Source organism: Schlesneria paludicola DSM 18645 (genome assembly GCF_000255655.1).
In the GTDB taxonomy this organism is placed as follows: Bacteria; Planctomycetota; Planctomycetia; order Planctomycetales; family Planctomycetaceae; genus Schlesneria; species Schlesneria paludicola.
Window position 1 is genome coordinate 109,447 of sequence record NZ_JH636435.1, and the last position, 13,386, is coordinate 122,832.

At 56.3% G+C, this 13,386-nt stretch carries 10 protein-coding genes; 4 read left to right on the forward strand and 6 right to left on the reverse strand.

Translation table 11 applies throughout. The annotated features are described in order from the left end of the window. The first annotated feature begins 259 nt into the window (after positions 1-259). The 3 genes from OSO_RS0117715 to OSO_RS0117730 all read left to right on the forward strand — a co-directional run bounded on the left by OSO_RS0117715 (position 260) and on the right by OSO_RS0117730 (position 4,467). Positions 260-1,333, forward strand: a complete 1,074-nt coding sequence (locus tag OSO_RS0117715; protein WP_157605320.1) for a hypothetical protein — start codon at positions 260-262, stop codon at positions 1,331-1,333. A gap of 414 nt (positions 1,334-1,747) precedes the next feature. Then, positions 1,748-2,299: a C39 family peptidase gene (locus OSO_RS48185; RefSeq protein ID WP_157605321.1), complete on the forward strand. Its 552-nt coding sequence runs from the start codon at positions 1,748-1,750 to the stop codon at positions 2,297-2,299. A gap of 1,025 nt (positions 2,300-3,324) precedes the next feature. Then, on the forward strand, positions 3,325-4,467 hold the full coding sequence (locus OSO_RS0117730) for a hypothetical protein (protein WP_010584554.1): 1,143 nt from the start codon (positions 3,325-3,327) through the stop codon (positions 4,465-4,467). Positions 4,468-4,617: 150 nt separating this feature from the next. On the opposite strand, the gene OSO_RS0117735 is transcribed toward OSO_RS0117730, so the two are convergent. Then, entirely contained in the window at positions 4,618-4,956 is a 339-nt protein-coding gene (locus tag OSO_RS0117735; protein ID WP_157605322.1) for a hypothetical protein, read from the reverse strand. An 856-nt stretch (positions 4,957-5,812) separates the two neighbouring features. Here OSO_RS0117735 and OSO_RS0117750 point away from each other — a divergent pair. Further along, entirely contained in the window at positions 5,813-6,640 is an 828-nt protein-coding gene (locus OSO_RS0117750; RefSeq protein WP_010584556.1) for a dimethylarginine dimethylaminohydrolase family protein, read from the forward strand. An 80-nt stretch (positions 6,641-6,720) separates the two neighbouring features. Here OSO_RS0117750 and OSO_RS0117755 read toward each other — a convergent pair whose 3' ends face one another. From OSO_RS0117755 to OSO_RS0117780, 5 genes are all read right to left on the reverse strand, one after another. Continuing rightward, entirely contained in the window at positions 6,721-7,710 is a 990-nt protein-coding gene (locus OSO_RS0117755; RefSeq protein WP_010584557.1) for a prenyltransferase/squalene oxidase repeat-containing protein, read from the reverse strand. Positions 7,711-7,717: 7 nt separating this feature from the next. Next, a complete protein-coding gene (locus OSO_RS0117760; protein WP_010584558.1) occupies positions 7,718-9,601 on the reverse strand; it encodes a polyprenyl synthetase family protein in 1,884 nt (627 codons plus the stop codon). A gap of 234 nt (positions 9,602-9,835) precedes the next feature. Beyond that, on the reverse strand, positions 9,836-11,689 hold the full coding sequence (locus OSO_RS0117770) for a prenyltransferase/squalene oxidase repeat-containing protein (protein ID WP_010584560.1): 1,854 nt from the start codon (positions 11,687-11,689) through the stop codon (positions 9,836-9,838). A 13-nt stretch (positions 11,690-11,702) separates the two neighbouring features. Continuing rightward, entirely contained in the window at positions 11,703-12,848 is a 1,146-nt protein-coding gene (locus OSO_RS0117775; protein ID WP_010584561.1) for an ATP-binding protein, read from the reverse strand. A gap of 24 nt (positions 12,849-12,872) precedes the next feature. Next, on the reverse strand, positions 12,873-13,325 hold the full coding sequence (locus OSO_RS0117780; RefSeq protein ID WP_010584562.1) for a glycine cleavage system protein H: 453 nt from the start codon (positions 13,323-13,325) through the stop codon (positions 12,873-12,875). Positions 13,326-13,386: the final 61 nt, after the last annotated feature.

The following is a 13,386-nucleotide window of genomic DNA, read 5'->3' on the forward strand; positions in this document are numbered from 1 at the left end:
TGGCTGAGTGTCGATTCGGGTGACCAGTAATTGTGTACATGCGACTCGTAAGTGTTTCTATTTTGGCTCGGGTTGGGAAATTCGCGACGGCCCAATTTGATTTGGGCGTCGAGTGGCAGTGGTCAGGTGCTGCGTCGCACTCGGCCTTTGGACGTTACTCAAACAATTGGGACACTGCTGCACATCGCGAAGAGGCTTTTTGCCTCGTCACGTGAGTGACGCGAGATGCCTGGCGGTCGCGGATATAGAGGGATCTAAGATGTTCGCTCGAAACACGTTTAAGCTTTACTGCGTCATAAGTTTAATGTGTCTGAGCGTCAGTCAGGCGAAGGGCCAGTCGAACTTCTCGGTCTTAAGTCCGATCAGGATCGCTCAGGCGAATGAGCCGGCGCCAGAGGCTTCGGTGGTTCCCCCTGCAGCTGACGCCACTGCCGAGGCAGGGGGCGACGCGGGTGACACGCCCGCCGATCGAAAGATTGATCCATCGAGACGTTTCGGCGAAGAGCGCCCCCCCATCTTGCCGCCGATTACCTATCTGCGGAATGAGGCCGTGCTTCTCAAGCAGGGGCAGCACATGTTAGATCTGGGGGCCGTGTACACGGTCAATCAGTACAACTTTCCTGTCGTCGTGCCGCCTGGGGCCGTGACGAATGCCAGTGTGCAAGATCGGAATATGTACGTCCCGTTTGCGCTCCGATATGGTCTGACGGATAGCCTCCAAGCTCAGGTCTTCGTGCCGGTGGGGTTCAGTTCTGAGCAGTTTGATGTCATTCCGAACGATACGCGCAGTTCGACCACTGGCCCGATTGGCGACACGATCGTTTCGTTGAATTATTCGTTGCCGCAGTGCATGACGGGTGAATACAACATCGTCTGGACGAATTTTCTTTCGATTCCGACGGGTAAGCCTCACGATCTATATGCCCTTCCTGACTCGCAATTCGGCAAGGGGTGGTTTGAATACGGGTCGAGCTTGCTTGCGATTCGCAGGTATGACCCGTTGCTTGTCTTTGGCGGTGCGGGGATTCGTTACACGTTTAATTCTGAGATTTCCGGCCAGGATGTTCATCGCGGCTTCTGTGTTGACTATCAATACGGCGTGGGTTTCGGCGTCAACGAGCAGACTTCGCTGAGTTGCAAGTTGTTCGGGAGCTATGAGCCTGCATTGCAGATTAACAATCACGTATTGACGGGGAGTCAGCGGGATCTGGTTGCGTTGCGATTCGCGATTACCAGGGCAGAGGACAGGCGGATCTATGAGCCGTTCGTGACGGTTGGGTGTACACAACAGGCGAACGACGTTCAGTTGGGTGTCGTTGTGACATTCCGGTAGATGCGGTGGCGGAAGGTGCGGCTCCGATTGATTGAGTGGGGGTTCCTTGCTGTGGGCTCAGTCGCCTTTGTCGAGCGAGTGAGCGGTGGCGCCAGAATCTCTGGTGCGGGTGGGTTTGTTCACGAAGATGTTCAGAGATGGAACTGAACCACTGCGGAGATTGATTGCTGTTCTACGGCATTCTTTCAGTCATCCGGCTGGAGCTCAGTCTCACCTGTGCATGAATGAAATGGTCTTCAAATGCTCAGACGATCTTGCTGCCATCTTATGCTGATTCTGACGGCATTTCTCGCGGAATTGTGCATCGGCCATTTGTCGCTTATGGCCGGAGGGCCGATGCGCACGTACTGTTCTTGCGATCGCTGTTGCGGCCAAGGCAACACGCTATCGCTCTCGCCTGTTTCCTGGAAGTCGATGCGCAATGAGCATGTTGTCCTTCAAAGGCACGACTATTCATGCGGCGCAGGGGCACTTGCGACCTTGTTGACATACTACTGGAATGACCCAACGGGCGAGGGGGACATTCTGTATGACGTGGAACGTTACTTGACGTCGGCGGAACTCGAGGATCGAGTCAAAAACGGTCTTTCAATTACGGATTTGAAGAACATTGCCATCCAGCGCGGCTATCGTGCCGTGATCGGGACGCTCGATAGCTTTCAGCCACTTGCCGAAGCCAAGGTTCCGGTGATTGTCGCGATCCGCGTGAAAGAGAATAATCACTACGTTGTTGTCCGCGGCACAATTGGTGATCAGGTCTATCTCGCTGATCCCACACGCGGAAATCTTCGCATGCCTACGCATGAGTTCGCGAGGCAGTGGGTCAACAATGCGGTGCTTGTCGTGTTGCATAAAGAGCTGGATCTGTCGACAAACTCGCGGCTGACAATTCCGTGTCGCGAGGTCGATCCTCATTATCCAAACCGGCCGTATGTCAATCGCATGATCAATCCGTTTCTTCCCTGAAGTGATTGGCGAAGATCGCCGATGGCGGAGTTCGGGCGCGTTCATAACGCTGTTCACGTTGTTTGAGCTCGCTGCACCGGTGCAATTCTCCTCCCTGAGCAAGATTGTGGGTGTCAAAGTGCTCGGCACAACGGGTGGCATGACCCTCGTCTTCAGCCGGTGTCGCATCGGAATCGAGTTGGCCGCTACGTGTGTGGTCGCTGCAATGGTTCAATCGCGACTCTGCGCTGTCGCTTCGGCCTTGCTGACTCATCGACTGCATTCTTGGCCTGAGGCTTGTGTGGGTGCGTTCCTCGCTTCACAGGGTTCTTGGCGTTCCGCTTCCGGTCCCGTGGGCTCAAATTCTGATTGAGTCGCTTGAGTCCGAGGTGGGCGAAAACAATACGTTTTGTCTGACGTGAACCTGGATTGCGATCCCATTCATGCTCCCGGCAGCCTCTGGAGATGCATTAGTGGTGTTTTGTTCTCATTTGAGCTTGGGGTCACGAAGTGAGCTGACTGTGTGACGCTCGCCTGGTGAGGGTCTTATGGCTACCTAACATCTTGATTTGACGTGAGTTGTGAGGCCAGACATATGCTTGTCTGGGGTGTTTGCGTAGCCTGGTGGGAATGGTGTGCGGTCGGCAATAATTGCTGAAATGCATTGGCTTGTAGCGACTTCTGTCGATTGCGCACTCGACAGGGTCTCTGTCATAGATTTCCCACACTTCCTGACCATAACAACTGAACGCAAATATAGAAACAGGTCGATAAGGTAGTGGACGGATGTGCTTAATGACGTGCTTTGTCGACGATAGATTTGATCGTGTTCTGGTCTCTGTATTGCGTCTCGGTGGCCTGCGCTCGTTAAGGGTTGGCGAAGTCAGGCCTGGTTTGCATGAAAATGGAGCGCAGCGTCCTTTCGCCGGTGTCCTCACCGGCTGACTGGACGGCAGGGAGTGTCAGTCGCGGCTGATTCAGAACAAGTGTGGGACCAATGCAGTCGCGATACCGTGTGAGTAATGCAAAACTAAGGAGACCGACAAATGCCAACGATGACGGTGAAGGCCTGGATGGCGGCGAGTCTGTGCTTGCTGTCAACCTGGTCAGCGCCCGCCGACGATCGTGTCGCGAATGTGGATCAGGTTTTTCAACAGACGGATGGGGGCTTCACTCCTCCGGCTCCTCAGGTCACTTCCGGCACAGTCTGCGCGCCGAATGCTTGTGCAGCAAATGGGTGTGGCAATAACTACACCTTTCAAAGTCTTTCCAATGCCACCTCGTACTTCTGTGATACCTGCTCCAGCAGTCGATTCCAGCCGTTCGTTGGAGTCGAGGCCACTTATCTGAAGCCGAATATTCACGGGGGGGCTTCGAGTGCGACGGTCAACGGGACGTCGTCTGGAAGCACGCAGGCCGAGGGGTTCTATGCCGGTCCTCGCATCTGGGCGGGGCTTCGTGACTGCAATTCTCCATTGTTTGTGCAGGTTCAATACTGGCAGCTCAATGGAAATGATGTTCGGGCGCTGAATGGCCCGACGTTTGGCGCAAGCACGGGGACCCTCAGTGTTCAGACCTTCGATTTTGAAGTGGGAAGTATCTTCCATATCGACTCCATTTGCACTGACGGCTTGGTCACATTCGGTGGTCGACACGTCGAATGGAATACCTCAAGTCAGGTGGCTGGAAGTCAGCTTCAGGCGATTGATCAGTTTTCTTCAGCGACTGCCACGGGGTTGTCGAGTTTCTCGGGAACTGGTTTGACGTTCTCGTATCAGTTGAAGCGACAGATCGCGTGTACAAATTGGAGTCTGTTTGCCTCCAATCGTTACTCGTGGATCTGGGGCGAAGATAATAACTCGGCGATTTCATCGGCGAGTGCTTTTTCACCAGGAGCCAATTCAGGTTCGATCAATGGGGCGTTGGGTAGCGGAAGCTCTCAGCTGTGGATTGCAGAATTTCAGGTCGGTACTCAGTGGCAGCGACGGCTCCAGTGCATTAACGCGAACGCCTTTGTGCGAATCGCGTTTGAGTATCAGTTCTGGGATGCCAACTCGAACAGCCAGGCGACTGCTGGCAGTTTCGCAGTTGCAGGCCCACCACCGGTCTCATCGTCGGCCATTGCAAGTAGCGGTCCGCTCGGGATGTCGCTTTATGGCGTGGCACTCAGCACCGGGCTCACCTGGTAGTTTGATTGTTAAGGGCGCAGGCTTGCGTCTCGCCAATGCCTGATAACGAAGAACGCCTTCTGGAGTAGATCCCAGAAGGCGTTCTCGTTTCAGCCTGGTTGAGATCAGGTCCTCGGGTTTTCCCAAGGAGACTGATTCGCGTCTTGCTGACTAGTGGGCGATCGAGAATCCGCCAGCAGCCGAGTAGGCTGCAGGCGTGAATGCACCGTTCGCATACGCTGCAGAGACGTTCACACCACCGTGGGTCCCGCCGCCAGCGGCAACGTAGCCGTTGGTCGAGGTCGCGTTTGTGAAGCCCGAGGTGGCATTAGCCGTGCTGGCGCCAAAAACGGCTGCAAACTTCGCACGGACCTGTTGTCCTTGGGCGTCGCTCATGGAGCGCATGCCGGACAGACCGATTGTGCTCAGCGAGCGGGCCGAAACTGGTTCAGCAGCTTGGACCGAGAGGGCGGACGCGAAAATCACTGCGAGGCTTGCGAAGTACTTCATGGTTGTGACCTTGATTTTGAGGCGTAACAGTTTCCCTCTGCCGGACAATCTGGCAGAGAATCGCGTGAACGTGCGTGCATGTGGTTGTCGCCACATCCGCGTGAGGTGCGAATCTTTCCGTTCATCTGGCTCGAATCCCTCAATTTGCATCCAGGGTTAGGAGCATTGATTCGTTTCGATTCAGGTGACGCCATCCATGGAACGTGATTCGTACCGTAGTTACTGTACATAAGGACCCTGCAGAGTCTTGAGTCAGACTACCAAAGTCAGAGTCGGCGTCAAGGTGAATTGATCGTAAAAAATGATTTTAGTGTAAATACGTGATCTGCGTATTGTGCGTGAAGAATGGGTTTTATGGTCTAGTGGAAGAAAATGGTACGTTTTTGATCTGGCCTGCCTACCGCGTGCTACCAAGCTGGCGCAGGTTGTTTTACGGGACGTGTGTCAATCGAATGTAATGTGCGTTCGTGTGACCAGGTGATCGAGTGGCGAGAGAGCGACGATTTACGGATCGTCAGCGAGGTCACGCATACGAGTTTTATTCGTTCGGACGATCCGTGGGGCGTCTTGCCCTGTTCAGTTGCGATTTAATAGCGTGAACTGGTCATCGCGTAGAATGGAAGGCGGGCGATGCTGCGACGAGCTCGTGCCTTGCGGTGGAACGATCTTCGGGCTCCTGGTTACGGGATTGGGATCGCTGGAAGTGCCACTGTCATTGTGAATTTTTCCATTCACCGTCCAGCGCCCGACAGGAACCGGTCCTGCAAATGAAGCACAGCATTGTTCGTGATGCCGCGCGATTGCGCGTCGTGTGTTGTTGTACTGAAACTGTTGCCGCGGAACTGGAGGCGGGATCGTGATCAAGTTTTCTCGGCCGACGATTCTGATGTGCCCACCTGATTTTTATGGGATCGAATATGAGATCAATCCGTGGATGAATCGGAGTGTTCCGAGTGATCTCGAACGCTCCAAGCGACAGTGGAATGCACTTCACGATCTGCTTGTTCAACTGGGGGCTGATGTGCGTCTTATGCAGCCTGTCGCTGGATTGCCGGATCTCGTCTTTACCGCGAATGCGGGGCTGGTCTGCCGTAATAAAGTCTTCCTGGCCTCGTTCCGTCATGCGGCGCGGCAGGGCGAAACCCCTGTTGATGCCGAATGGTTCCAGTCGGCCGGTTTCGAAACGATTGCGTTTCCGTCTGGGCACAATTTCGAGGGCGCTGGAGATGCACTCTTCTGCGGCGACACGCTTTACGCAGGGTATCTCGTGCGTAGCGACGTGTCGTCGATGCAGTGGATTGGAACGCAACTGAATTGTCGCGTCATTCCTCTGCAGCTCGTCGACGATCATTACTATCACTTGGATACTTGCTTTTGCCCCTTAAATGCCGAGACCGCACTCTACTATCCTGGAGCGTTTGATGACTATGCCCGGCGTGCGCTCTCGCAAATCCGTTCTCTGATTCCGGTTCAAGCTGACGAGGCCGCTCGGTTTGCCTGCAATGCCGTCGTCGTGGGTCATCACGTGGTGATGAATCAAGGATGCCCGCAGTTGGAGTCGGATCTCGTCAAGGCGGGGTACGTTCCACACAGCACGCCGCTTGACGAGTTCCTGAAGGCGGGTGGCAGCGCAAAATGTCTAACGTTGCGTCTGGATGGTGAAGAGGCCGCCGTATGGCCATGACGATCAACGTGCGAAAGATCGATGATTCATCGGGATGGCGCAACGGGCACCGTCAGTCGCACACAAGCGCCTCGCAATGGTTATTCCGCTGGGGCGGGGGGCCGTCGCTGATTCCAGATCAAGCCGAGCGTTCCGAGTGCATAGAATGTGTATTCGACATCGGTCGCTTGGTCCCACGCAGCGGCTCGAAATCCACCGTCGGGAAGTTCAAGCGAGAGGATGAACTGTTCCAGTTGAGACGGATTGAGGAAGTCGACGGCATCCAGGTCGACGCAGGTCAGGTAACCGGTGAACGTGGAGAGGGTGTCCGCGAAGGGGATTCGGGTGTTCGCCTGGAATCCCCCCTCGCCGCTACGCACATCCCGCAAGAAAGCGAGGACATCGTCACGCAGATGCTTTCCGATGGTTGAGTGCAACGTCAACACGCCGATCGCGGCGGCGGTGGGGTTTGTTCCGCTCCGTTTCATCGGCGCGATCTCGACAAAACCGCCGTCATCCCGTTGGCGATCTCGCATAAATGCAACCAATCGATCGGCATCAGGCAGTGTCTGGCCGATCAATTCGTAGCAGAGCGCCACCAGGAAGGAGTGATACGTGCTTCCCAATGCGCCTTCATGCGTTTTGGCATACCCGCCGTCCCTCGATCGAAAGCCTTCCAGGCTGGCGGCAAGACGCGTAGGCCAACTGGTGTCGGCCTGCGCGAGTAGATCGATTCCGCCCTGTGCTTGGACCATCAATGCTGAGTATAGCCAGCTCACAACGTCAATCACCGTGGCCTGGTGATGCCGGGCGGTGTCCAGATATTGCGCCACATGCCTGGCGTCTTCAGGGCGAAACTCTTTCAGTGCCGACAGGGCTCGAATTGCGAACGCGGTATAGTACAGGTCCGATTCGCGACCTTCGTGTTGTTCTTCCGCGCTTTCTGCCGGCAGGCCGCGTCCGCCGAACCCCCCATCCGCGTTTTGCTGCGTGAGGATGAATTGTCGATGTTTGAGTCGGCGTGCGGCATCCCAGGCGGACAATCCGCGTGAGACTCGTTCATCCAGTCGGAACAAATAGGGGTGAGCCATACCAGTTTCACGTCGTACCGACAGGGTGACCAATGATCGGCAATTGCACCGATAGTGGTACGAGAGTTACCTGGGGGGTGGGCGTCGTCGAGTCGGCCAGCACCGTGTCTGTCAAAAAGTAGAGGAGCTGCCGCAGCGGTTCGGGCTCAATTGCGTCCGCGAGTGCCTCGGCGCGGCTGCGACATTTGTCCACAAGCGCCTGGGCTTTTTCGAAGACTCCCAGCTTCTGGTAGAGCCGACGCAACTGTTCGGCACGAACGGTCGCGGACAGCGGGGCGGTGATCGCTTTCTCCAGTTCGACTCGAATGGGGCCCTTTGCGGCTTCGAGGGCGAGCGCCAGCAGGATCGTGGGCTTGGCCATCTCGGCATCGCGCCCGGCCACCATCTTGTTCGGTGCGGCCTCTTCCCAGTCCAGCAGGTCGTTCAAGATCTGAAACCCAACCCCAATGTGGCGGCTGAACGCCGGAACCATCGCCTCGTAGGCATCCATTGGACCGGCGAGTCGAAGCCCGGCATACAGTGCCGCTTCGAAGGCGGGCGAGGTCTTCAGGGCGTACAGTTTCATGGCATCAAGGGCGGTCAGCTTGACGGCGTCGGCCCCGGTCCATCGCAGTTCCGCACCTTGTCCCTCGCAAAGTTTCAGGTGGGCACTGGCGAGCCGATCCAGGATGTCGCTGGCAGCTTCGGCCCCCAGTTCCTTCCGGCTCTGGCTAATCAGACGGTAGCCAAGTCCAATCAGGTAGTCGCCGATATTGATTGCCGTGGCGACTCCGTAGCGACGATGCAGTGTTTCCTGGCCGTAACGGTAATCGTCATTGTCCTGGATATCGTCGTGGACAAGCGATGCCTTATGAAAGGCTTCCATTGCCATGGCGGTTCGGCGGACACCGAGCGAAAATGGCGCGAGATCGTCGTTCGATTGGGCCTGCAGGCCCGCCGCACCGGTGAGCGCGTCATAGGCGGCCAGAGTGATGAAGGGCCGCAATCGTTTGCCGCCCTGGACGAGCCATTGGCGAGCGACGGATTCCGTTTCAGCCAATAAGGTGTCGCTGGCGCCCTGTCGTGCCAGGGGCAGGACTTCGTCCAATTGTTCGTCGAACACCTGGTTCGAGGCACGCATCAGGGGGATGTACCCTGATGTCTTTGAATCTTCCAGGGGCACGTACTTGTCGAGGCAGTGCCAAACCCACGATTCGTCGAGCTTGGTGTTTTTGCAGTCGCCCGAATGGAGCGGTACGGCGTAAGAAGGGACCCCGGCGAGCAACACCTTGTCGATCGCTTTCTCGAGCACGTTCAAGCACGCGACTCCCAGAATTCCATCAATGTGTCCGGACACAATGATTTTCAACACGATCGGCGAGCCTTCGGCGACAAGCACCTTGTAGCCCAGTTGTTCGGCGCGGACTTTGTAGTCTGCAATCGAGCAGGCGCCACATTTTTCGCAATCCAGGCCGAACTCGTCATATTCCGCAGGGCAGCCATCGGCGTGCTTCAAGCAGTGCGGCAGCAGCAGCAGGCGACGTTCAAATGGAATCGCCAGGAATTGCTGCTTCCAGAACGCGTTCCCGACCAGGACCATCGCAAAGCCGAGGAACCCTTCCGGTTGACCAAGTTGCTCAAGCAGTTTGCGGCCGTGGGCTTCCAGTTCGTTCTTATTAAATGGACGGCGTTTGTCCAGCTGAGTCGCATAGTGCTCGGCCGCTTCCCGGATTTGTTCACGCAGTTCTAGCGTCTCGGGAACCAACTTCAAATGGGATGTGCTGCGGCGGCGTGGCTTATCTTCGCTCGTGGGTTTCGATGATTCCGAATCGACGACATTGGGACGAGCCACGTCGGACGCTTTAGTCTCCTCGTCACCATTAACTGCCGAAGCGTGAGTCGCTGCGATCATGGAGAGCCTTTCAGTGGGCCGGGCAGAACCGCGTCATGCGGCGCTGTTTCGTGACGCGAATGGATCTGCGAGGCGTTTCCGGCACAGCCGGTTGAGAATCATTGATGTCGTGGGCAGGAATTCCAGGTCCAAAGCAGGTCAGGGGAAGGTTGATTAGTCTGTTGAGACGACGGGGGAGGACCCCTTGCGTCTGGGAATGCAGCAGAGAATCGTCATCATCAAAACGCATTTCCCTTATTTCAACAGACTATTCGCTGGATCAGCCTGCTCGATCGCGCGAGCGAAAGCGGATACCGTAAAGATTATTGGATATAGACGCTCAAAATACCACAGTTTCGCGAAGTAAAGTCCGATCGGCGCGGGAACTTGGAACATTTTTGATTCGACTCGTTCCAGCAGCCAGTCGAGTCCGCGTGACGCGGGCACCGAGAATTCAGGTTGGGCGAGTAATATTTCCGCAGCCAGGGCGGTTTCTTCTGTTGATGACGGTGTTTCGGCCGCACCGCCCCAGCCGCCGTCCGGATTCTGCACAGAAGCGAGCCATTTGATGGCATGTTGTGCCGATTGATCGTGCAATCGGTTCCAGTCACGATACGCCGCCAGAACACGTGCGACGCCATAGACGGGGTTCTCTTCATCCGCAGAGAACTGGTTTCCAAACCAGAGCGGGAACCATGTTCCGTTCGAATGCTGCGTGCGATCGAGAAACGAAAAGCCCCGTTTGACGGCCATGTTCACACGATGGAGCAGATGCGGCTCGATCGACGAATGGTCAGATGCGTGCCGCTCATGAAACGTCAGCCAGCCACGCAGGGCCCGTAATGCATGGGCCGTCAGGTCCGGTGTGCTGCGGTCGAACGGCAGCGCGCCCCATCCACGGCAGAACGTCGGCCACCCGCCATCACGGTTTTGCAAATCGAGTAGCCAGTTGATTCCAGCGAGAAGTGCGGATGGCAGATTCGGATTTGCCGAGTTGAGTTTGAGTAATGCGAGGATGGCGCCGGGTGTATCATCTGCGTCGGGAACGCCCCCCGAGAGATCCGTCCAAGCCCATCCGCCTGGTGCTGCGTTGGTATAGCGATGCACGACGCGGTGCTGCTGGTGCAGCAGCCAGTCGGTGATCGCTTCGGCCTTGAAGCTCGTGATCGATTCAGGCCGAAGGGCGTTCACGGATAGGGTTGTTACCCATGTCGCCAGATTCGTATCGATGGGCCAACTGCCGTCGGGGCGCACGGAAGCCTGCAGGAATTCGATTCCTTTCCGCGCGACCGGATGCTCGTTGAGCCCCATCGCTGCGAGGCTCATCGTGACAAAGCTGGTGAGTGGCGTGGCTTCCAGAAATCCGCCACTTTCAGGTTGAATCGACTCCAATCGCCGCAGCGTCGGCTTGACCGAGGCTTGTCGAATCCAACGCAGAAGTGGGTTTCGCGATGGCTGGTGATAGTGCCGCACCTGGCCAATTGCAATCAGTGCGGGCAGGGCGTAGCTCACAACAGGCAGATGAACCCATCGATAGAACCAATGCGGCAACCAACCCAGTTCAAATGGCAATGGAGTCAACTGGTCCCAAGGCAATAACCCGGCGAGCGCACACTGGGTCAGAATCGGTACCGAAAACGTATGGTCCTTGCCGTAGCGGCGACGGATGGCGTCGAATCCACCATGATCGTCGAGATACCCTTTCGCACGTAACATGACGTCGTCACACGAACCGCTTGCTGCAAAGCAGGGTGACCCCGCCGCGGAGGGGGCTAACGCGGCGATTGCATCCGATTTGACCAGATGAAAGCTGGCGTAGACCAGTGTGGCAGTTGAGATATTACTGTGGCTCTTAATCGTATCGCCCCAGCCCCCATCAGGGTTCTGGCATTGAGCCAGCCACTGCAAGCCACCTTGAATCAGGGGGGCAAATTCGGCGGCTCGTGCTGGGTTTGTCCGTTGAACCAACTGCAGTGCTGCGATGGCCGTGGCGGTCGAAAGCGGTGACGAGGAAAGTTCCCCTTCCCAGGTTCCGTACGGCCCCGCTTCGCTGAGGAGGCATTTCGCCGCCGCATCATATCCGCGGCGAAGGCGGTTCAAATCTGTCATCCACCCGTCACCATCAAAGGTCAAGCGAATCCAAACCGTCCATCAAGTCGTCGAGATCGTCGCGTGGTGCGGACTCGGTACCTGTTTGTCGCTTGGGAAGGCCGACTGAGACGCCCACGGCGTCCCGCCCGTCAGCGACGAGTTCGGTGTCTCGTTCGAGAACGGCCATCTCGAGGGCTGACGGTGCGCCGAACAACTTCGAGAGATCAATCTTGAAGTCATCGACGGTACCACCTTCTGCTCCCGCGATGGCCGGTGTCTTGTGTTCGGGAAAGACGATCGCGTTCGCGGGGCAAACGCGGCTGCAAGCCGGACACCCTTTCTTACAATTGTCTTCCTGTTCCACGAGAATGCGATCCAGCAAATCGACGCCGTAGACGCCGAATAGGCAGAAATCGAGACACTCCATACAGTTCGTACAGCGACTATAGTCGATGACGGGATACCAGCGACGGCGGGTAATGTCGCCTCCCAAGACGGCTGGCGCCGCGGGGGGGGATGAGCCTGGAATGGCAAGACCCACGTGACTGTTGATCGGCGAATCGGTCGGCTGGATCGCGCTTTCACCATTGGAATGGTCGTCGCGATTTGCGTTGGTCGTCGATGAGGCGTGACCATTCGAACCGTTTGAGCTGGAACCGAAGGCGTTCAATGAATCGCCAAATAGTCCCGTCAATTGCACCAGAGGGGCCGCCAGCGATTTTGATAGCCGCTCAATTTCATCGAGATAGGTTTTGGGTGACGGATCGTTACGCAGATCAATTGCGTAAATCAATCGGTTGGGGACATTCACGGCACCAATTCCCTGTGGTGCGGCGGCCTCTGACGTGGCTGCCTCTTCCTCCAGGTCTGCTTCGTCGTCGGTTTCGACGACATTCAGACGCGATTCACCGACCTGACCTTTCACTCCGTTACGGTCGAGCACCCAACGGATGGCACGGGGATAAAGCCAGCCCAGCACAACCAGATGACCTTTGAGCGACTTCAACCAGAGCATTCCGGTGTGGTCGTGCGTCAGATCGTAAAGGTTGGGGACGATCGAGACTTCCGCCGTCCCGGAAAGCATGAGCTGCGTGGCGATCTCTTCTTCCAGTTGGCGTTTGACCGGATTTTTCCCCGGCGCCTGCGAGATCACGACTGTTAACTTCCGACCGGCCATCGGCTGGCTCTTTCTAAAGCGGCATCATTCGTTGAATTGATTCTTCAGCAACCGTTGAGTTTGCTCCCAACCGGATTCAAGAACCTTGAGGTAATCTTCAGGGGCAAGCAGGGATGAGTTCGTCGTCATTTCGTACAGCCAGCCCCGCTCGTAGGGATCTGCATTGATGAGCGACGGGTCGTTCAGCAGCGCCTCGTTAAACCGTACGATTTGTCCATCCGCAGGAGCGTACATCGTTGACACGGCTTTCGAGCTTTCAATCTCTCCGATCGTTTGCTTTCTTCGAACTTGCGTACCTGGATCGATTTGCCAATCCAGAAAATAGACGTCCTGTAACAATCTGACGGCGTACGACGTAAAACCGATTCGCAACACATCCCCTGCGGGTTGTGCCCAGACGTGCGATTCAAAGTACCGGCGATCAGCCGGTATGCGGGCCTCAAAATTGCCCATCATGAAGATGTGCGGATCAGTCATAAGCCGGCGCCGAAGTCCATGAGAACATCTGATAATAGACCGTTGTCATTGAAACGCCACC

Coding starts and splice junctions, on each gene's coding strand:
- OSO_RS0117715 (WP_157605320.1), top strand. CDS start 260: ATGTTCGCTCGAAACACGTTTAAGCTTTACTGCGTCATAAGTTTAATG.
- OSO_RS48185 (WP_157605321.1), top strand. CDS start 1,748: ATGCGCAATGAGCATGTTGTCCTTCAAAGGCACGACTATTCATGCGGC.
- OSO_RS0117730 (WP_010584554.1), top strand. CDS start 3,325: ATGCCAACGATGACGGTGAAGGCCTGGATGGCGGCGAGTCTGTGCTTG.
- OSO_RS0117735 (WP_157605322.1), bottom strand. CDS start 4,956: ATGAAGTACTTCGCAAGCCTCGCAGTGATTTTCGCGTCCGCCCTCTCG.
- OSO_RS0117755 (WP_010584557.1), bottom strand. CDS start 7,710: ATGGCTCACCCCTATTTGTTCCGACTGGATGAACGAGTCTCACGCGGA.
- OSO_RS0117760 (WP_010584558.1), bottom strand. CDS start 9,601: ATGATCGCAGCGACTCACGCTTCGGCAGTTAATGGTGACGAGGAGACT.
- OSO_RS0117770 (WP_010584560.1), bottom strand. CDS start 11,689: ATGACAGATTTGAACCGCCTTCGCCGCGGATATGATGCGGCGGCGAAA.
- OSO_RS0117775 (WP_010584561.1), bottom strand. CDS start 12,848: ATGGCCGGTCGGAAGTTAACAGTCGTGATCTCGCAGGCGCCGGGGAAA.
- OSO_RS0117780 (WP_010584562.1), bottom strand. CDS start 13,325: ATGACTGATCCGCACATCTTCATGATGGGCAATTTTGAGGCCCGCATA.